Origin of the sequence: Pseudomonas sp. Q1, from assembly GCF_009935975.1 — a bacterium.
GTDB classification, from domain to species: domain Bacteria; phylum Pseudomonadota; class Gammaproteobacteria; order Pseudomonadales; family Pseudomonadaceae; genus Aquipseudomonas; species Aquipseudomonas palleroniana.
In genome coordinates, this window is record NZ_QODI01000009.1 from 168,668 (window position 1) to 187,848 (window position 19,181).

Consider the following 19,181-nt stretch of genomic DNA (forward strand, 5'->3'; position numbering starts at 1 on the left):
GCTTGCTCGCGAATGCGGTGGACCAGTTACACATGTGCTGACTGACACTCCGCATTCGCGAGCAAGCCCGCTCCCACATTTGATCTCTATCGCCGATAAGACCGGCGCTTGCCGCAGGCGGCATAAGTCCGCCGTTTTTCCGACTACTCCCTGATCCTGAATTTTAAAGACACCCCCGAAAACCCCCGCCCCGCCTGGACTTCAGGTTCTTTTTAAAAGTTGGTTCGCAAATTGCTTAAGCCTCGTCAGTACAGCGGTGGGCGGCAAGCGTCCGTCAGAAAGAGGAAAGAGCGTGGACAAGTACCTTTATGTGGCAATGACCGGCGCCAGCCAGAATGCACTGGCGCAGAAGGCCCATGCCAACAACCTGGCGAACATTTCCACCAATGGTTTCCAACGTGACCTGGAGCAGGCGCGTTCGATGCCGGTGTTCGGTGACAGCTTTCCCGCACGGGCATTTGCGATGACCGAGCGGCCTGCCACCGACTTTTCCCCGGGCGCCATGATCGAAACCGGCCGCGACCTGGATGTGGCCGTCAGCGGCGACGGCTGGATGGCCGTGCAAACCCCGGATGGCGGCGAAGCCTACGTGCGCAGCGCCAGCATGAATGTGGATGCGCTGGGCGTGCTGCGGGCCGGCAACGGTATGCCGATCATGGGCAACGGTGGCCCGATTGCCGTGCCGCCCCAACAGAAAATCGAAGTGGGCGCCGATGGCACCATCAGTATCCGCGCCATGGGCGAAGGCCCACGGGTGATGGCGGAAGTAGACCGTATCAAGATGGTTCAGCCCGACCTCAAGAACATGACCAAGGCCCTCGATGGCACCATCCACACCAAGGACGGCAAGCCGGCGCAGGCCGACGCGAATGTCAGGCTGACCTCGGGTTTCCTGCAGGCGAGCAACGTCAATGCGGTGGAAGAGATGACCTCGGTGCTGGCGCTTTCCAAACAATTCGAGCTGCACATCAAGATGATGAACAGCGCCAAGGAAGACGACCAGGCCATGACTCGCGTTCTATCGATGAGCTGAAGCCGGCGACGACTGACGACTAATTTTGCAACGCGGCGCCAACAAACAGGCGCACGAAGGAGAACAACATGCTTCCGGCTCTATGGGTTGCCAAAACAGGCCTGTCCGCCCAGGACACCAACCTGACCACCATTTCCAACAACCTGGCCAACGTGTCGACCACGGGTTTCAAGCGTGATCGCGCCGAGTTCCAGGACTTGCTCTACCAGATCAAGCGCCAGCCAGGTGCTCAATCGACCCAGGACAGCGAGCTGCCGTCGGGCCTGCAATTGGGTACCGGTGTGCAGATCGTCGGCACCCAGAAGAACTTCAATGCCGGTAACCTGCAACAAACCGGTCAGCCACTGGATATGGCCATCAATGGCCGTGGGTTCTTCCAGATCCTGCAGCCGGACGGCACTACGTCGTACACCCGTGATGGTACGTTCCACCTCGATTCCAACGGCCAGATCGTCACCGCCAACGGTTTCGCGCTGGAGCCGGCCGTGGTGGTTCCCGCCAACGCCAAGACCTTCACCGTGGGCAATGACGGCACCGTGTCCATCACCGTGGCCGGTAACCCGGCGTCGCAAGTGATCGGCAACCTGCAAACCGCGGACTTCATCAACCCCGCCGGCTTGCAAGCCATGGGTAACAACCTGTTCCTGGAAACCGCTTCCAGCGGCGCGCCGCAAATCGGCACCCCGGGCCTGAACGGTTTTGGTACCACCCTGCAAAGCACTCTGGAAACCTCCAACGTCAGCACGGTTGAGGAGATGGTCAACATGATCACCACCCAGCGCGCCTACGAGATGAACTCCAAGGTGATTTCCACTGCCGACCAGATGCTCTCGTTCGTCACGCAGAATCTGTAATCAAGTCTATGGGGCGCTCTTGAGGGCGCCTGCAACACCGTGAGGTAAGGGTCATGAATCGCTATGTTTCTGTTCTGGCATTGAGTGGGATCGCCGTGCTCGCGGGCTGTGTCGCCCCGACGCCGAAACCCAATGACCCGTACTACGCGCCGGTGTTGCCTCGTACACCGTTGCCGGCGGCGGCCAACAATGGCTCGATCTACCAGGCCGGTTTTGAACAGAACCTGTACAGCGACCGCAAGGCATTCCGGGTGGGGGACATCATCACCATCACCCTGAACGAGAAGACCCAGGCCAGCAAGAACGCCAACTCGCAGGTCGGCAAGACCAGCAAGACCAGCATCGGCCTGACCTCGTTGTTCGGGGGTGTGCCCAATACCAACAACCCACTGGGCAGCGGTGACCTGAGCCTGAACGCTGGTTATTCCGGTGACCGCGCCACCAACGGCAAGAGTGCGGCGGGGCAGGGCAACAGCTTGACCGGTTCGATCACTGTGACCGTGGCCGACGTATTGCCCAACGGCATCATCGCCATACGCGGCGAGAAATGGATGACCCTCAACACCGGTGACGAGCTGGTGCGTATTGCGGGCATGGTGCGGGCCGATGATATTTCCACCGACAACACCGTGTCGTCGACGCGGATTGCCGATGCGCGCATTACCTACTCGGGCACGGGTTCGTTTGCCGATGCGAGTCAGCCGGGCTGGTTCGACCGTTTCTTCCTTAGCCCGCTGTTCCCTTTCTAGGTGGTCATTGTGAAACTCAAACAGCTGATGGCGGCAGCACTGTTGCTGTCCCTGAGCGCAGTCGCCCAGGCCGAGCGACTGAAAGACATCGCCAGTATCTCCGGCGTGCGCTCCAACCAGTTGATCGGTTACGGCCTGGTGGTCGGGCTCAATGGCACGGGTGACCAGACCACCCAGACGCCGTTCACCCTGCAGACCTTCAACAACATGCTCTCGCAGTTCGGCATCAAGGTGCCGCCGGGCTCGGGCAACGTGCAATTGAAGAACGTGGCGGCGGTGTCCATCAGCGCCGACCTGCCGGCGTTTTCCAAGCCGGGGCAGGTGGTCGACATTACCGTATCGTCCATCGGTAACTCGAAAAGCCTGCGCGGCGGCACTTTGCTGATGACGCCGCTCAAGGGTATCGATGGCAACGTCTACGCCATCGCCCAGGGCAACCTGGTGGTGGGCGGCTTTGACGCCGAGGGCCGCGACGGCTCAAAGATCACCGTCAACGTGCCGTCGGCCGGGCGCATCCCTGGCGGCGCCACGGTGGAACGTACCGTGCCGAGCGGCTTCAACCAGGGCAACAGCCTGACCCTGAACCTCAACCGCTCCGACTTCACCACGGCCAAGCGCGTGGTCGACAAGATCAACGACATGCTCGGCCCTGGCGTGGCCCAGGCCATCGACGGTGGTTCGATCCGTGTGACCGCGCCGCTGGACCCGAGCCAGCGCGTGGATTACCTGTCGATCCTGGAAAACCTGGAAGTCGACCCGGGCCAGGCGGTGGCCAAAGTCATCATCAACTCGCGTACCGGCACCATCGTGATCGGTCAGAACGTCAAGGTGTCGCCGGCGGCGGTGACCCATGGCAGCCTGACCGTGACCATCACCGAAGACCCGATCGTCAGCCAGCCTGGGCCGTTGTCCAATGGCCAGACGGCGGTGGTGCCCCGTTCTCGGGTCAATGCCCAGCAAGAAGCCAAGCCGATGTTCAAGTTCGGCCCCGGCACCACCCTGGACGAGATTGTCCGTGCGGTGAACCAGGTGGGCGCAGCGCCCGGCGACTTGATGGCAATCCTTGAAGCTCTGAAACAGGCCGGCGCCCTGCAAGCCGACCTGATCGTGATCTGAGGCCATGGCCATGGATATGCGCAAGAGTGGGATCAGCAGCACGGCGGATTCGGGGGCTTACTCCGACCTGAACCGGCTTAACCAGCTCAAGGTGGGCGATAAGAACAGCGACGGCAACATGCGCAAAGTCGCGCAGGAGTTCGAGTCGCTGTTCTTGAACGAGATGCTCAAGTCCATGCGCTCGGCCACCGACGCCCTGGGCAAGGACAACCCGATGAACACCCCGGCCGCCAAGCAGTATCAGGAAATGTACGACCAGCAACTGGCGGTCTCGCTGTCGCGCGAGGGTGGCGGTATCGGCCTGGCCGACGTGCTCATGCGCCAGATGCAGAAGAACAAACCGGTGGACGCCCAGGCGGCCACCTTGCAAGGCCCGGCAGCGGATGCGCCGGTCAAGAAAGTCGATGTGCCGACTGAAATTGCCGCAGGCACGCAAGCCGAAGGCCCATTGGGGCGTTCCAATGGCCAGCGTCCTTTGTGGGCTTACCGTGTGGCGGTGCCGGAGGGCAGCAATGCCCACGCCAATGATATGGAGCTGATGAACCAGCGCCGTATTGCCTTGCCGAGCAAGCTGACCGATCGCTTGCTGGCGGGCATCGTGCCGAGTACGGAGGTCGCCGCCGTCGCCAAGACTGCGCCGCTGCGCAACAGCGCTGCCGATGACAACGTGGTCAACAGTGCCGCCCATAGCTTCGCCGTACCGAGCGGGCGCATGCAGGTGTATGGCCGTGCCATCGCCCAGCCGCCACTGGCGCCGGCGAAGAAAGCCTTCAGTTCGCAGGATGAGTTCGTCGCCACCATGTTGCCGATGGCCAAGGCGGCGGCGGCGCGTATCGGTATCGATCCGAAGTACCTGGTGGCGCAGGCCGCCCTGGAAACCGGTTGGGGTAAATCGGTGATGCGCGCCGAAGACGGCAGCAGCAGCCATAACCTGTTCGGTATCAAGGCCGGCCAGAGTTGGCAGGGTGGCCAGGCACGCGCGATTACCAGCGAGTTTCGCAATGGCGCGATGGTCAAGGAAACGGCGCAGTTCCGTTCCTATAACTCCTACCAGGACAGCTTCCATGACCTCGTGACATTGCTGCAAAGCAATGATCGCTATAAAGAAGTTGTGAAATCAGCCGACAACCCGGAGCGGTTTGTACGCGAGTTGCAAAAAGCCGGATATGCAACCGACCCGGACTACGCCAGCAAGATTTCGCAGATCGCTAAAACGATGAACAGTTACCAGAATTACGCTGCCGCGGGCGCGACCACACATTTATAAGGTCTGAATCATGAGTTTGCTCAGTATCGGGATGTCAGGGCTTAACGCCTCTCAAGGATCGTTGTCGGTCCTGAGTAACAACATTGCCAACGTCAATACTCCGGGATACTCGCGCCAGCAGACCACCCAGAACGCCAGCGCCAACAACCAGTACGGTGGGGTGTTCATCGGCAGCGGTACGACCCTGGCGGACGTGCGCCGCATTTATAACGATTTTCTGGGAGCCGCCTACCAGAGCAGTACCGCGCTCAACAGCGATGCCACCGCGTACGCGGGCCAGGCCGCGGCGATCGACAAAACCCTGTCGGACAAATCCACGGGTATGTCCGCCGCGCTCAGCGCATTCTTTTCATCCCTGCAAACCGCCGCCGCCACGCCGAGCGATGTTTCCGCGCGGCAACTGCTGGTGACCAGCGCGCAGACCTTGAGCAACCGCTTCAACTCGATTTCCACACAGTTGACCCAGCAGAAAGAAGGCATCAACAGCCAACTGGGTACGCTGAGTGATCAGGTCAACAAGCTGACGTCGTCGATCGCCTCGCTCAACAACCAGATCACAACCGCCCAGGGATCATCGACCAGCGCGCCGGCCAACCTGCTGGATGCACGTAACGAGGCGGTGCGTTCGCTCAATGAGCTGATTGGCGTCACTGCCACCGAGAAGAACGGCCAGTTCAGTATCACCACCGGCACCGGGCAGTCGCTGGTGGAGGGCAATATTGCCAATACCATTTCAGCGGTACCGAGCAAGACCGATAACAGCCAGTACACCATCCAGCTCAACATGGGCGATACGAAGATGGACATCGGCTCGGTGATTTCCGGCGGCAGTATCGGCGGCCTGTTGCGCTATCGCAGTGATGTGCTGATGCCGGCCATCAACGATTTGGGACGCATCGCCATTGCTACCGCCGACAGCGTCAACGCCCAGTTGGGGCAGGGCCTGGACCTGAACAGTGATTTCGGCTCCTCGCTGTTCAGTGATATCAACACTGCGGCCACCATTGCCCAGCGCAGCCAGGCGGCTGCGGGTAACAGTGCAGGCTCCGGCAATCTGAATGTGACGATTACCGACACCAGCAAGCTGTCGACCTTCGACTACAAGGTCACCTTCACCAGCGGCAACCTGTACAACGTGGTGCGTTCGGACGGCAAGGCGATGGGCTCGTTCGACACCACGACCACGCCGCCGCCGGTGATTGATGGTTTTACCCTGGCGTTGAACGGCGCCGGTCCCGTAGCGGCCGGTGACAGTTTCAAAGTCAGCCCGACGGCCACGGGTGCCAGTAATATCGGCGTCCAACTCAAGGATCCGAACAAGCTCGCATTTGCGGCACCCTTGGCTGGTAATGCCAGCAAGACCAACACTGGCGCCGGCACGTTCACACCGCCTACCTTGACCGTGCCCATTGATATCAACGGTGGTGCCGCGACCGCGCAATTGCGCACCGGGATCGAAAACTCGATGCCGGTGAAGATGGTCTTCGGCAAGCCGGCGGCGGACGGTACCCAGCCATATACCGTCAGCGATGCACAAGGCAACCCGATCGGCACCGGCAGCATCATCCCGGGCCAGGGCAACAAGATCAGCATCAATGTGCCCATGCGCGATGCCACCGGGGCGCTGATTCCGGGCAAGAGCTTCAACTTCGATACCACGGTGGCCGGCACGCCGGCCAATGGCGACAGCACGACCTTTTCTTTCAACAGCGGCGCCACCTCCGATGGTCGCAACGCCCAGCAGTTGTTGGGTTTGCAGACCAAGGCGACGGTGGGTGCGGTGGATGGCAACGCGGGCGTGAGCCTGGTCAGCGCCAATAGCCGGCTGGTGTCCCAGGTGGGCTCCAAGGCCGCCCAGGCCAACACCGACACCACCGCCACCGGCGCCTTGCTGGCGGCGAACAAGGCGGCCAGCAACTCGGTGTCCCAGGTCAACCTGGACGAGGAGGCGGGCGACATGATCAAGTTCCAGCAGTACTACACCGCGTCGTCGCAGATCATCAAGGCCGCGCAAGAAACCTTCAGCACGCTGATCAACGCCCTTTAAAGGAGTCTGGAACGATGCGTATCTCTACACAGCAGTATTTCGACACCAGCTCCAGCAAGTACCAGGATAACTATTCGGGCGTGGTGAAGGCTCAGGACCAGGCCAGTTCCGGTATTCGCGTGCAAACTGCCTCGGATGATCCGGTGGCGGCCGCCCAATTGCTGATGTTGCAGCAGCAAAAGGACATGCTGGGCCAGTTCAACGGCAACATCACCACCTTGCAGAACTCGCTCGGTAACGAAGAAACGGTACTGCAGAGCATCAACCTTGCGTTGCAGTCGGCCAGTGAGCTGGCGCTGCAGGCCGGTAACCAGCGCCTCAGCGATGACGACCGCAAGGCGCTGGCCAGCAAGGTCGGCGCGCTTGAAGACCACGTGCTGGGCCTGCTCAACAGCAAGGACTCCAGTGGCAACTACATGTTCTCCGGGTCCAAGACCGACACGCCGCCCTATACGCGCAACAACGACGGCACCTACACCTACCAGGGTGATGAGACGCCGCTGAGCCTGCAGGTATCGAGCAACCTGTCGATCGCCATGGGCGATACCGGCAAGGCACTGCTCGAAAGTTCGTCCAACACCGGTCGTACCCAGACCACGTTGTTGCCGCCGGCGGTCAATGACGGCAAGGTGGCGATTTCGGCGGGCCTGGTCACCTCCAGCACCAATTACATCAAGAGCTTTGCCGACGGCCAGCCGTATAAGCTGACCTTCGCCAGCAGCACCCAATACAGCGTGACCGACAAGGACGGTAACGACGTGACGTCCGAGATCCCCGGTAACGGCACGTTTGACGCGACCAAGGAGGGCGCTTCCAGCGTCAACCTGCGTGGGGTCAAGTTCGACATCTCGCTGAACCTGGGGGCGAGTGTCGCGCCCGGTGCCGCTTCGGATGCGCTGGTAGCGGGCAAGGTGTTCACCCTGGAAAGCAAGCCGGATACGTTCAGTGTCTCGCGCACGGCCAGCAACCCGTCCACGGCGCAGCTGACCGGCGGCAGTGTGACGGACCAGGCGGCGTATGCCAGCACCTTTCCCAACTCGGGTGCGGTGATCAAGTTCACCAGTGGTACCGATTACCAGGTGTTCGCCCAGCCTTACAGCACTGACAGCAAGGCGATTACCAGTGGCACCATCGCCGCCGGTGCCACTTCGGTCACCACGGCCGGGGTGACCTTCGGCATCAGTGGCACGCCGGGTGCCGGCGACCAGTTTTCGGTCGGCGCCACCAGTAACAAGAACATGAATGCCCTGGATACCCTGGGCCAGTTGCGCAAGGCCCTGGAAACGCCGTCGGATGGCAGCCAGGTGGCGATGAATCAGCTCAAGGACGTGGTCAATACCAGCATCGCCAACCTGGCGAATGCGACCGCGCAGATCGACCAGGTACGTGGCTCCATCGGTGCGCGTAACAATGCCCTGGATATCCAGAGCCAGGAAAACACCAGCCTGGGCCTGGCCAACACCACCACCATGTCGTCACTGGCGAACGTGGACATGGGGCAGGCGGCCATTGACCTGACCTTGCAGCAGACCATGTTGCAAGCCTCGCAGCTGGCCTTCGTGAAAATCTCGCAGTTGAGCCTGTTCAGCCGCATGTAATCGGCGTCCAGACCAACGGCCCACCCTGGCAACAGGGTGGGCCGTTGTCGTTTCGGGTGTCAGGAACGTTGCGCGGTTTTGCACAAAGCGAACAAAATTGAGTGACCTGTGAGTCATTAAGCGCATCTTCACTGTATCGTGTGAAAAGGATAAGTCGTCACAGGGTCCTTGCGGGGCGGCTTTCAGCGAGTTTTTTACGGGGTTTTCCCCTTTATTGTCAGCACTCCGGGCGCAGTCCCTGGGGTGTTCTCCAGCTATTTAGTATTGGGAAGCCACAATGATTGGCATAAAAAGCATCGCCAGTTACGTGCCGGCAGACGGGGTGGATAACTACGCCCAGGGCGCCAAATTCGCCAAGGATGAAGATTTCATCATTGGCAAGATCGGTTCGGCGTTCCTGCCGCGCAAGGATGTTGCGCAGGAAACCTCCGACCTGTGCGTCGAGGCGGTCAACGCTCTGTTTGCCAACAACCCGCAGTTGAAGCGCGAATCCATCGACGCGCTGATCGTCGTGACCCAGAACGGCGACGAGGAAGGCTTGCCGCACACGGCTGCCATCGTCCAGGACAAATTGGGCCTGCCGACCCACGTGGCCGCGTTCGATATCTCCCTGGGCTGCTCCGGCTACGTCTACGGCATCTATGCGATGAAGGGCTTCATGGAAGCCACTGGCCTGAAAAACGGCCTGCTGATCACCGCCGACCCGTATTCGAAGATCGTCGACCCGGAAGACCGCAACACCACCATGCTCTTTGGCGATGCTGCCACCGCCACCTGGATGGGCGAAGACGCGCCGTGGTTACTGGGCAAGTCGAAGTTCGGCACCGATGGCTCCGGTGCGCCACACCTGAAGGTCAGCGACGGCGTGTTCTTCATGAATGGTCGCCAGGTGTTCAATTTTGCCTTGCTCAAGGTGCCGGCGCATTTGCACGAGTTGCTCGACGAGTCGAACCTTGCGCCTGACCAGATCGATGCCTTCTGCATTCACCAGGGCAGTGCGGCGATTGTCGACGCGGTGGCCCGGCGTTTCGAAGATGCACCGGTTGAGAAGTTCATCAAGGACATGGTCGAGACCGGTAACACCGTGTCGTCGAGTATTCCGCTGTTGCTGGAAAAGCACATGCTGGACGGTAGCTGGAAACGTGTCGCCATCAGCGGCTTTGGAGTGGGGTTGTCGTGGGGTTCGGCGATTCTCTATCGTTCGTGATGCCCTGATAGCACCGCACACTAAAACGCCCAGGCTTGAAAAAAGCCTGGGCGTTTTTTATTTGACGTCAGAAAACCTGGTAATTACGGGCGATTGGGCTAGCGTAAATGCTTGAATTACAAGGGGTGGCATCGTGCTAGTAAAAAAAATCAAAAAAGTCCTCAAGCAACCTGACTTCACGACGATAACTATTACGAAGGTTCTCTAGGCACACCCGGCGGTTGCCAGGGCCGGAAGCCGCAGTACACCACCCACGAGGATTTCGTCATGGCATTAACAGTAAACACCAACCTTGCGTCGCTGACTGTTCAGAAGAACCTGAACAACGCCTCCACTTCTCTGCAAACCTCCATGCAGCGCCTGTCCTCCGGCCTGCGTATCAACAGCGCCAAAGACGATGCGGCCGGCCTGCAGATCTCCAACCGTCTGACCAGCCAGATCAACGGCCTGGGCGTTGCGATCAAGAACGCCAACGATGGTAGCTCGATTGCCCAGACCGCTGAAGGCGCGATGCAGCAGTCCACCAACATCCTGCAAAGCATGCGTACCCTGGCTCTGCAATCCGCCAACGGCTCGCCAAGCGCTGAAGACCGTAAGTCGAACCAGGCTCAATACGCGGCTCTGACTGCTGAATTGACCCGTATTGCAACCACCACCACCTTCGGTGGCAAGAACCTGCTGGACGGTTCTTTCGGTACCACTTCGTTCCAGGTCGGCGCCAACGCCAACCAGACCATCGACATGACCATCGGTAACGTAGCGGCCAACAACATCGGTTCGCAACAGCTGAAAACCCAGGCCCTGACGCCATCCGCAACCGGCGTCGCTGGTGGTGCTATCACCGTTACCGGTGGTGGCCAGACTGCTAACGTGACCATCGCTGCCGGTGCTTCCGCCAAGCAGATCGCTGCTCAAATGAACGGCGCTGTCGGCGGCCTGAGCGCTACCGCCAGCACTGAAGCCCAGTTCACTGTGAACGCGGCTACCATTGCTGCTGCTACTCCTCCGAACGCCAACTTCACTCTGCAAGTGGGCAGCGGTACCGCAGTTCAGTTCACTGGCGTGACCAGCACTTCCGACCTGGCTGACCAACTGAAGTCCAACGCTGCCAAGCTGGGCATCAGCGTTAACTACGATTCGTCGACCAACGCTCTGTCGGTCAAGTCCGACACCGGTGAGAACCTGACCTTCAACGCTGGTGACGGCGGTGCTGCAGGTATCTCGGTCGCTACCAAAGGTGGTAACGGCACATTCGGTACTGCTACTGCCTTGGCCGCTACCGCGATCATCGCAACTGGCCAGGTTTCGCTGAACTCCTCCAACAGCTACGCCCTGAACGGCGCTGGTGTAACGGGCGTGTTCGCCGCAGCCGGTACTGCTGCCAACTCCGCGAAAACCACCGTCAACAACACTGACGTAACCACCTCTACCAACGCGCAAAACGCGATTGACGTGATCACCCAGGCGATCTCCGACATCGACTCCCAGCGTGCAGGTCTCGGTGCTGTACAAAACCGTTTCGACAACACCGTGGCCAACCTGACCAGCATCGCCGACAACTCCACTGCCGCTCGCGGTCAGATCCAGGACGTTGACTACGCTGCTGAAACCGCTCAGTTGACCAAGCAACAAACCCTGCAACAGGCTTCCACTGCGATCCTGTCCCAGGCCAACCAACTGCCTTCCGCTGTACTGAAGCTGCTTCAGTAATAGCCATGGGTAGATGACTGACGGAAGGGCGCGTTTACGTGCCCTTTTGTCTTTTGCGTGATGAGGTGACTGGACATGGACATGAGCGTCAAGTTGAACCTGTCTTATCCTGCGGCGCCGCCGCAGAGCGCGCCTGCCCCTGTGAGCAACGACTCGCAGACAACCAAGGTCAAGCCTGCGGTTGTCGCGGTCGAAACCCAGCAGGACTCGAAACCGTCCGACCTTAAACAGGCGGTGGCGGATATTCGCAAATTTGTTCAGGATGCCCAGCGCAACCTGGAATTTTCAATCGACGACTCTACCCATCAAGTGGTGGTCAAAGTCATTGCGACCGACAGCGGTGAAGTGATCCGTCAGATCCCTTCGGAAGCCGCATTGAAGCTTGCGCAAAGCCTACACGACGCCAGTAGCGTGCTGTTTGACGCGAAAGTCTGAGCTGGCATGAATTTTGTTGCTGTCGCTACTTGAGGCGTCGTCCGTCAAGAAAGCGCCAGCCCCCGGATCAGGAGAACAGTCATGGGTGATATATCGGTTAGCGGCCCAGTTACGAACATCGATACCCAAGCTATCGTGACGGCATTGGTGAACGCGGAACAGGCACCCAAGCAGTCGCAGATCAACAAGCAGACGCAGACGTCGACTGCCCAGTTGTCCTCGATCGGCAAAATTCAAGCGGCGCTCGATGCTTTTCGTGGTGCCATGGACAACATGGCCAAGGACGCCAGTATTGGCGGCCTGACGGCAACCACATCGGATGCCACTGTTTCCAGCGTTACCTTGGGTGCGGGTGCCTCTGCGGGTAGTTATCAGTTGGTGGTCAACCAATTGGCGACGGCCTCGAAGATTGCGACCCAGACTTACGCTGGCGGTGCGAAGACGGTCGTCAATAAAGGCACCACAGCCACGTCGCTGACGATTTCGCAGTCGGGCCAGAACTACGCTGTCAGCGTGCCACCGGGCGCCACCTTGCAGCAGGTGCGGGACTCGATCAACGCACAACTGAGCAGTTCGGGCTTGAGTGCCAACATCCTGACTGACTCCACCGGCTCTCGTATGGTGCTTACGTCGACCAATACTGGCGTCGGTACTGACATTACAGTAGGGGGCAACTCTGGACTGGAAGCCGGTACGTCGGTCGTCGGTAGCGCTCCACAGAACGCGAAGTACACCATTGACGGTACGGCTCAGGAGTCAAAGAGTAATACCCTGACCGATGCGATCAGTGGTGTGAGCATCAAGTTGACGGCAGTGTCGCCGTTGCCGGCGGGTGTCACGGATCCGAGTACTCCCGGAGTTCAGCGTGTAGCGTCGACCATTACCGTCGCAAGGAGCAACGACACCCTCAAGAGTTCGGTCAAAGGGTTTGTCGATACCTACAACGCGTTGATGACGGCAATCAACACTGAAACCGCCGTGACCACCAACGCCGACGGATCCACAACGTCTTCTGCGTTGACGGGCGATGCCACCATGCGCACTTTGCAGTCGGCCATCCGTACTGAGCTGAACGCAATGGGCGGGACAGGGGCGTTGAAATCCCTGGCCCAGTTCGGTGTGAACACGGATCAGAAAACCGGCAAGCTGAGTATTGATGACAAGATCTTCAACGCGGCAGTGCTGACCAACCCTACCGACATCGGCGGTATCTTCAACGGTGACAAGGGTTTGCTTGCGCGCATGAAGACCGCAACCGACAGCTATGCGCTGAGTGGTACCGGGATTCTGGCTACGCGTTCGACGACGTTGTCGAGCAACATCAAGGATCTGCAGACCCAGCAGGATACTTTGACCGCGCGTATGGCTGCCCTGAAAAAGACCCTGACCGACAAATACACCACCATGAACAACCTGGTGGCTCAGCTTACCAGTCAGCGCTCCAGTGTCATGACCACACTTAACGCACTGAATAATCCGAAGACCAGTTGATCCTCACTGAGGTCGCCCGGCAAGGTGATCACCTTGTTCGGGCGTGCCCTTCGCCAGACCGTCGGCTTAAAGTTTTTTGCAACGCTGTCGACATAATAATCAGAGCCCATTCTTTTTAGCTGTTGCCTGTCACGAGGTAGAAACATGAATCCCATGAGAGCCCTTCGCCAATACCAGAAGGTCAATTCCCATGCCCAAATCTCCGAAGCCAGCCCGCATCGCTTGGTGCAGATGCTGATGGAAGGCGCGTTGGATCGCATGGCTCAGGCCAAAGGCGCCATGGCTCGTGGTGATATCGCGCAAAAAGGCCTGCTGTTGGGCAAGGCGATCGACATTCTGATCGGTTTGCGTGACGGCCTGAACCCGGAGAAAACCGACGATCCGGCCGCGTTGCAGCAACTTGATAATCTGTATGCCTATATGACTACGCGCCTGCTGGAAGCCAACAGCAAGAACGATGTCACCATGATCGACGAAGTAGCCGGCCTGATGATTACGCTCAAGGAAGGCTGGGACGGTATTGCAACACTGTAGGCCCTTGGGCCTGAGGATGATGTCATGAGCCACGCCCTGCAACGGATTGACGAGACCCGCGACGCTTTGGTCGATGCCCTGGCTGAGCGCAACTGGGATGCCATTGGTGAGCTGGATCTGGGTTGCCGTGCGGTAATCGATGAGGCGCTCAACAATGTGCCGGTTGACGAAGATGCCTTGCGGGAAAAGCTGGAAAGCCTGCTGGCGGTTTATCAGCAGTTGCTTGAGGTGACGACTGGCGAACGCCAGGCGATTTTCGAAGAGATGTCGCAGATCAATCGAGCGGAAAGTGCGTCGAAGGTTTACCATCTGTTCGGCTGAACGGGCTCTGTTGGTCCGAACGGTGCGTCATATATTTGACTGTGCCAGCATTTTTGACTTAACTAGTGCTGTTTTCAGATTTCAGACGTCTATAGGGTAAGAAGTCTTACAGCCGTCTAGATTGCCCTCACTTTGGGGCAGGAAGTTTTACTAGGGAAGTTGCTATTGCATGTGGCGTGAAACCAAAATTCTGCTGATTGATGACGATAGCGTCCGTCGCCGCGATTTAGCGGTGATTTTAAATTTTCTTGGTGAAGAAAATTTGCCCTGCGGCAGCCATGATTGGCAGCAGGTGGTCAGCTCGCTGTCGTCGAGCCGTGAAGTCATTTGTGTGCTGATCGGGACGGTAAACGCTCCTGGCGCTGTTTTGGGCTTGTTAAAGACACTGTCAACCTGGGATGAGTTCCTTCCCGTGTTGCTGATGGGCGATATTTCTTCCGTGGACCTGCCGGAAGACCAGCGCCGCCGTGTGCTTTCCAACCTGGAAATGCCGCCCAGCTACAGCAAATTGCTTGATTCCCTGCACCGCGCCCAGGTCTATCGCGAGATGTACGACCAAGCCCGTGAGCGTGGCCGTCACCGCGAACCCAACCTGTTCCGCAGCCTGGTGGGTACCAGCCGTGCGATCCAGCACGTGCGCCAGATGATGCAGCAAGTGGCAGACACCGATGCCAGCGTGCTGATCCTCGGTGAGTCCGGCACCGGCAAGGAAGTGGTCGCACGCAACCTGCACTACCATTCCAAGCGCCGCGACGGGCCCTTCGTGCCGGTCAACTGCGGGGCGATCCCGGCGGAGCTGCTTGAAAGCGAATTGTTCGGCCACGAGAAGGGCGCTTTCACCGGAGCAATCACCAGCCGTGCCGGGCGTTTCGAACTGGCCAATGGCGGCACTCTGTTCCTCGACGAAATCGGCGATATGCCGCTGCCGATGCAGGTCAAATTGCTGCGCGTGTTGCAGGAGCGCACCTTCGAGCGCGTGGGCAGCAACAAGACCCAGAGCGTCGATGTACGCATCATCGCGGCCACCCACAAGAACCTCGAAAGCATGATCGAGGTGGGCAGCTTCCGCGAAGACCTGTACTACCGCCTCAATGTTTTCCCGATCGAGATGGCCCCGCTGCGTGAGCGCGTCGAGGATATCCCGTTGCTGATGAACGAACTGATCTCGCGCATGGAGCACGAAAAGCGCGGTTCGATTCGCTTCAACTCTGCTGCGATCATGTCCCTGTGCCGCCACGGCTGGCCGGGCAACGTGCGTGAACTGGCCAACCTGGTCGAGCGCATGGCGATCATGCACCCCTACGGTGTGATCGGCGTGGTCGAGTTGCCGAAAAAATTCCGCTACGTCGACGACGAAGACGAGCAGTTGGTGGACAGCCTGCGCTGCGACATGGAAGAGCGCGTGGCCATCAATGGCCATACCCCGGACTTCGGCGCCACAGCCATGCTGCCGCCGGAAGGTCTGGACCTGAAGGATTACCTCGGCAACCTCGAGCAAGGCTTGATCCAGCAAGCCCTGGACGACGCCAATGGCATCGTCGCGCGGGCCGCCGAGCGCCTGCGCATTCGTCGTACCACCCTGGTGGAGAAGATGCGCAAGTACGGTATGAGTCGCAAAGAAGGTGACGAACAGGCGGATGATTGACGCCTGTTTTTTAAACTACTGATATTCCAGTAGTTTTTTTTCGGCACGGGTATTGCTACAGCCCTCGCAACGTTCCGTTTAACTGACGGTCAGCCAGCGAGAGAGCATGATGCCCCACGCCGCCCAACTATCTTCGTCCCCCGATCTTGCGGGGGGCGCCCCATCTGTAGAGCAGCAGAGCCGGCAGGGCCTGGAGCAGGCGTTTTCGCTGTTCAGCCAGATGTCCAGCCAACTGACCGACTCCTACAGCCTGCTGGAAGCCCGGGTTTCCGAGCTTAAGGGCGAGCTGGCGGTGGTCAGCGCCCAGCGCATGGAAGAGTTGGCGGAAAAAGAGCGCCTGGCCAACCGTCTGCAAAACCTCCTCGACCTGTTGCCCGGTGGCGTGATCGTCATCGACGACCAAGGGCGTGTGCGCGAAGCCAACCCGGCCGCCTGCGACATGCTCGGCCTGCCGCTGGAAGGCGAGTTGTGGCGAGAAGTCATCACCCGCTGCTTTGCCCCGCGTGAAGATGACGGCCACGAAATTTCCCTGAAAGACGGGCGCCGCCTGTCCATTGCCACCCGCTCCCTGGACGCCGAGCCCGGACAGTTGGTGCTGCTCAACGACCTGACGGAAACCCGTCACCTGCAAGACCAGCTGGCCCGTCATGAACGCTTGTCGTCACTGGGCAGGATGGTCGCTTCTTTGGCGCATCAGATCCGCACGCCCTTGTCGGCGGCGCTGATCTACGCCAGTCATTTGACTGATGAGCAGTTGCCGGCTGCCACCCACCAGCGATTTGCCGGGCGCCTCAAGGAGCGCCTGCATGAGTTGGAGCATCAAGTGCGCGACATGCTGGTGTTTGCCCGTGGCGAATTGCCGCTGACCGACCGCGTCACGCCGGCAGAGCTGATGCAATCGCTGCAATCGGCGGCTGCCACCCATATCCAGGACGTCAATGTGCGCTGGCAGTGCGATAGCCATCTCGGCGAATTGCTGTGCAATCGCGACACCTTGGTGGGTGCCTTGCTCAACCTGATTGAAAACGCCATCCAGGCCAGCGGCGCGGATGCGCGGCTCAAGGTGCATCTCTACCCGCGCGGGCAAAACCTGCGGCTGTGCATCAGCGACAGCGGCAGCGGCATCGACCCTGTGGTGCTGCAACGGATGGGCGAACCGTTTTTTACCACCAAGACCAACGGTACCGGCCTCGGCCTGACCGTAGTCAAGGCGGTGGCACGTGCCCATCAGGGAGAATTGCACCTGCACTCCCGATTGGGGCGTGGCACCTGTGCATTGATGACCTTGCCGCTGTTTACCAGCCCGGCAAGCGCGGAGTAACGAAGCTATGGCTATCAAGGTTTTATTGGTGGAAGACGATCGCGCCCTGCGTGAAGCATTGGCTGACACGCTGCTGTTGGCGGGCCATGACTACCGGGCGGTCGGTTCTGCCGAGGAAGCCTTGGAGGCGGTCGAGCAAGAGGCTTTCAGCCTGGTGGTCAGCGACGTCAACATGCCGGGCATGGACGGTCATCAGTTGCTCGGCCTGCTGCGCGCGCGTCAGCCGCAGTTGCCGGTATTGCTGATGACCGCTCATGGCGCGGTGGAGCGCGCGGTGGACGCCATGCGTCAGGGCGCGGCTGATTACCTGGTCAAGCCCTTCGAGCCCAAAGCCTTGATGGAACTGGTTGCCCGGCATGCCCTGGGGGTGATGCCTGCCGTCGAAAGCGAAGGCCCGATTGCCTTTGAACCGGCCAGTGCTCAATTGCTGGAGCTGGCCGCACGGGTGGCGCGCAGCGACTCCACCGTGTTGATTTCCGGCGAGTCCGGCACCGGCAAGGAGGTGTTGGCGCGTTATATCCACCAGCAGTCCAGTCGTGCCAAGCAACCCTTTATTGCGATCAACTGCGCGGCCATCCCCGACAACATGCTCGAAGCCACCCTGTTCGGTCATGAAAAGGGCTCGTTCACCGGCGCCATCGCGGCCCAGGCCGGCAAGTTCGAACAGGCCGATGGCGGCACTATCTTGCTCGACGAGATTTCCGAAATGCCTCTGGGCCTGCAAGCCAAACTGCTGCGGGTGTTGCAGGAGCGTGAGGTGGAGCGGGTCGGTGCGCGCAAGCCGATCCAGCTGGATATCCGCGTGGTGGCCACGACCAACCGCGACCTGGCGGGCGAAGTGGCGGCGGGGCGGTTCCGGGAAGACTTGTTCTATCGGCTCTCGGTCTTTCCGCTGGCCTGGCGCCCGTTGCGTGAGCGTCCGGCCGATATCATCCCGCTGGCCGAGCGCCTGCTGAATAACCACGTCAAAAAAATGAAGCATGCCCAGGCGCGGCTGTCGGCTGAAGCCCAGGCTTGCCTGATCGGCTATCCATGGCCCGGTAATGTGCGGGAGTTGGACAACGCGATCCAGCGTGCGCTGATTTTGCAGCAGGGCGGGCTGATCCAGCCGCAAGACTTCTGCCTGGCCATGGGCAGTGCGGCGGCACCGTTGCCCACCCTGGCGCTCGCGCCGGTGGTCGCTGAAGCCGAAACCGGCGGTGCCCTGGGGGATGATCTGCGGCGCCGCGAATTCCAGATGATCATCGACACCTTGCGTACCGAGCGTGGCCGTCGCAAAGAGGCCGCCGAGCGCTTGGGCATCAGCCCGCGCACCTTGCGCTACAAGCTGGCACAGATGCGTGACGCCGGCATGGATGTGGAAGCGTATCTTTTCGCTACCTGACAAATACTTGGGCTGACATGGCTTGTCGCCTTTTCTTACGAGTCGCCACGGATCTGGCACCCTTGTTGCTACCACCTGTAGTAACCGCTGCGTAGTGTCAAAAAATTGCGGGTCGTCAGAGAGAGAAGGTCATGAGCCAGGGTATTGAGTTCAATCGGTTGATGTTGGATATGCGCTCCATGCAAATGGATGCCATGGCTCAACCGAAATCCGTCGCGCCCGCGCCGGAATTGGGCCAAAGCAGTTTTGCCGACATGCTCGGTCAGGCAATCAACAAAGTCAGTGATACCCAGCAAGCGTCGAACCAGTTGGCCACCGCCTTTGAAATCGGTAAAAGCGGCGTGGACCTCACCGATGTGATGGTCGCCTCGCAAAAGGCCAGTGTTTCCTTCCAGGCCTTGACCCAAGTGCGTAACAAGCTGGTTCAAGCTTATCAAGACATCATGCAGATGCCGGTTTAAGGACGAGA

At 59.7% G+C, this 19,181-nt stretch carries 17 protein-coding genes; all 17 read left to right on the top strand.

What is annotated here, in order from left to right; all coding sequences use genetic code 11:
• Window positions 1-292: 292 nt before the first annotated feature.
• The gene (locus DK870_RS16105; protein WP_060756055.1) at window positions 293-1,033 is read left to right on the top strand and encodes a flagellar basal body rod protein FlgF; all 741 of its coding nucleotides are present in this window, start codon (window positions 293-295) and stop codon (window positions 1,031-1,033) included.
• A gap of 68 nt (window positions 1,034-1,101) precedes the next feature.
• Window positions 1,102-1,887: a flagellar basal-body rod protein FlgG gene (gene flgG / locus DK870_RS16110; RefSeq protein WP_060756054.1), complete on the top strand. Its 786-nt coding sequence runs from the start codon at window positions 1,102-1,104 to the stop codon at window positions 1,885-1,887.
• A gap of 53 nt (window positions 1,888-1,940) precedes the next feature.
• A complete protein-coding gene (flgH, locus tag DK870_RS16115) occupies window positions 1,941-2,636 on the top strand; it encodes a flagellar basal body L-ring protein FlgH (protein WP_060756053.1) in 696 nt (231 codons plus the stop codon).
• Between the two features lie 6 nt (window positions 2,637-2,642).
• Entirely contained in the window at window positions 2,643-3,752 is a 1,110-nt protein-coding gene (locus tag DK870_RS16120; RefSeq protein ID WP_161549168.1) for a flagellar basal body P-ring protein FlgI, read from the top strand.
• 4 nt (window positions 3,753-3,756) lie between these two features.
• A complete protein-coding gene (flgJ, locus tag DK870_RS16125) occupies window positions 3,757-5,019 on the top strand; it encodes a flagellar assembly peptidoglycan hydrolase FlgJ (protein WP_104994435.1) in 1,263 nt (420 codons plus the stop codon).
• A 10-nt stretch (window positions 5,020-5,029) separates the two neighbouring features.
• Window positions 5,030-7,066, top strand: coding sequence for a flagellar hook-associated protein FlgK (gene flgK, locus DK870_RS16130; protein ID WP_161549120.1), 2,037 nt, complete (start codon window positions 5,030-5,032; stop codon window positions 7,064-7,066).
• A gap of 14 nt (window positions 7,067-7,080) precedes the next feature.
• Window positions 7,081-8,664 carry a flagellar hook-associated protein 3 gene (locus DK870_RS16135; protein WP_161549121.1) on the top strand — a complete coding sequence of 528 codons (1,584 nt, stop codon included), beginning with the start codon at window positions 7,081-7,083 and terminating at the stop codon, window positions 8,662-8,664.
• A 277-nt stretch (window positions 8,665-8,941) separates the two neighbouring features.
• Window positions 8,942-9,871, top strand: coding sequence for a ketoacyl-ACP synthase III (locus DK870_RS16140; RefSeq protein WP_161549122.1), 930 nt, complete (start codon window positions 8,942-8,944; stop codon window positions 9,869-9,871).
• 267 nt (window positions 9,872-10,138) lie between these two features.
• A complete protein-coding gene (locus DK870_RS16145) occupies window positions 10,139-11,581 on the top strand; it encodes a flagellin (RefSeq protein WP_161549123.1) in 1,443 nt (480 codons plus the stop codon).
• Between the two features lie 75 nt (window positions 11,582-11,656).
• Entirely contained in the window at window positions 11,657-12,016 is a 360-nt protein-coding gene (locus DK870_RS16150; RefSeq protein WP_161549124.1) for a flagellar protein FlaG, read from the top strand.
• Between the two features lie 81 nt (window positions 12,017-12,097).
• Complete coding sequence (fliD, locus tag DK870_RS16155; RefSeq protein ID WP_161549125.1) at window positions 12,098-13,507, top strand: flagellar filament capping protein FliD; 1,410 nt, start codon at window positions 12,098-12,100, stop codon at window positions 13,505-13,507.
• 144 nt (window positions 13,508-13,651) lie between these two features.
• A complete protein-coding gene (gene fliS / locus DK870_RS16160; RefSeq protein WP_060756045.1) occupies window positions 13,652-14,041 on the top strand; it encodes a flagellar export chaperone FliS in 390 nt (129 codons plus the stop codon).
• A gap of 24 nt (window positions 14,042-14,065) precedes the next feature.
• Entirely contained in the window at window positions 14,066-14,362 is a 297-nt protein-coding gene (locus tag DK870_RS16165) for a hypothetical protein (protein ID WP_060756044.1), read from the top strand.
• A 169-nt stretch (window positions 14,363-14,531) separates the two neighbouring features.
• Window positions 14,532-16,007, top strand: coding sequence for a sigma-54 dependent transcriptional regulator (locus DK870_RS16170; protein WP_161549126.1), 1,476 nt, complete (start codon window positions 14,532-14,534; stop codon window positions 16,005-16,007).
• Between the two features lie 109 nt (window positions 16,008-16,116).
• Window positions 16,117-17,328: a PAS domain-containing sensor histidine kinase gene (locus tag DK870_RS16175; protein ID WP_161549169.1), complete on the top strand. Its 1,212-nt coding sequence runs from the start codon at window positions 16,117-16,119 to the stop codon at window positions 17,326-17,328.
• A 7-nt stretch (window positions 17,329-17,335) separates the two neighbouring features.
• Entirely contained in the window at window positions 17,336-18,712 is a 1,377-nt protein-coding gene (locus DK870_RS16180; RefSeq protein ID WP_161549127.1) for a sigma-54 dependent transcriptional regulator, read from the top strand.
• A gap of 131 nt (window positions 18,713-18,843) precedes the next feature.
• On the top strand, window positions 18,844-19,173 hold the full coding sequence (gene fliE, locus DK870_RS16185) for a flagellar hook-basal body complex protein FliE (RefSeq protein ID WP_016972029.1): 330 nt from the start codon (window positions 18,844-18,846) through the stop codon (window positions 19,171-19,173).
• The last annotated feature ends 8 nt before the right edge of the window (window positions 19,174-19,181 follow it).

Coding starts and splice junctions, on each gene's coding strand:
- flgG (WP_060756054.1), top strand. CDS start 1,102: ATGCTTCCGGCTCTATGGGTTGCCAAAACAGGCCTGTCCGCCCAGGAC.
- flgH (WP_060756053.1), top strand. CDS start 1,941: ATGAATCGCTATGTTTCTGTTCTGGCATTGAGTGGGATCGCCGTGCTC.
- flgJ (WP_104994435.1), top strand. CDS start 3,757: ATGGCCATGGATATGCGCAAGAGTGGGATCAGCAGCACGGCGGATTCG.
- flgK (WP_161549120.1), top strand. CDS start 5,030: ATGAGTTTGCTCAGTATCGGGATGTCAGGGCTTAACGCCTCTCAAGGA.
- DK870_RS16135 (WP_161549121.1), top strand. CDS start 7,081: ATGCGTATCTCTACACAGCAGTATTTCGACACCAGCTCCAGCAAGTAC.
- DK870_RS16140 (WP_161549122.1), top strand. CDS start 8,942: ATGATTGGCATAAAAAGCATCGCCAGTTACGTGCCGGCAGACGGGGTG.
- DK870_RS16145 (WP_161549123.1), top strand. CDS start 10,139: ATGGCATTAACAGTAAACACCAACCTTGCGTCGCTGACTGTTCAGAAG.
- DK870_RS16150 (WP_161549124.1), top strand. CDS start 11,657: ATGGACATGAGCGTCAAGTTGAACCTGTCTTATCCTGCGGCGCCGCCG.
- fliD (WP_161549125.1), top strand. CDS start 12,098: ATGGGTGATATATCGGTTAGCGGCCCAGTTACGAACATCGATACCCAA.
- fliS (WP_060756045.1), top strand. CDS start 13,652: ATGAATCCCATGAGAGCCCTTCGCCAATACCAGAAGGTCAATTCCCAT.
- DK870_RS16165 (WP_060756044.1), top strand. CDS start 14,066: ATGAGCCACGCCCTGCAACGGATTGACGAGACCCGCGACGCTTTGGTC.
- DK870_RS16170 (WP_161549126.1), top strand. CDS start 14,532: ATGTGGCGTGAAACCAAAATTCTGCTGATTGATGACGATAGCGTCCGT.
- DK870_RS16175 (WP_161549169.1), top strand. CDS start 16,117: ATGCCCCACGCCGCCCAACTATCTTCGTCCCCCGATCTTGCGGGGGGC.
- DK870_RS16180 (WP_161549127.1), top strand. CDS start 17,336: ATGGCTATCAAGGTTTTATTGGTGGAAGACGATCGCGCCCTGCGTGAA.
- fliE (WP_016972029.1), top strand. CDS start 18,844: ATGAGCCAGGGTATTGAGTTCAATCGGTTGATGTTGGATATGCGCTCC.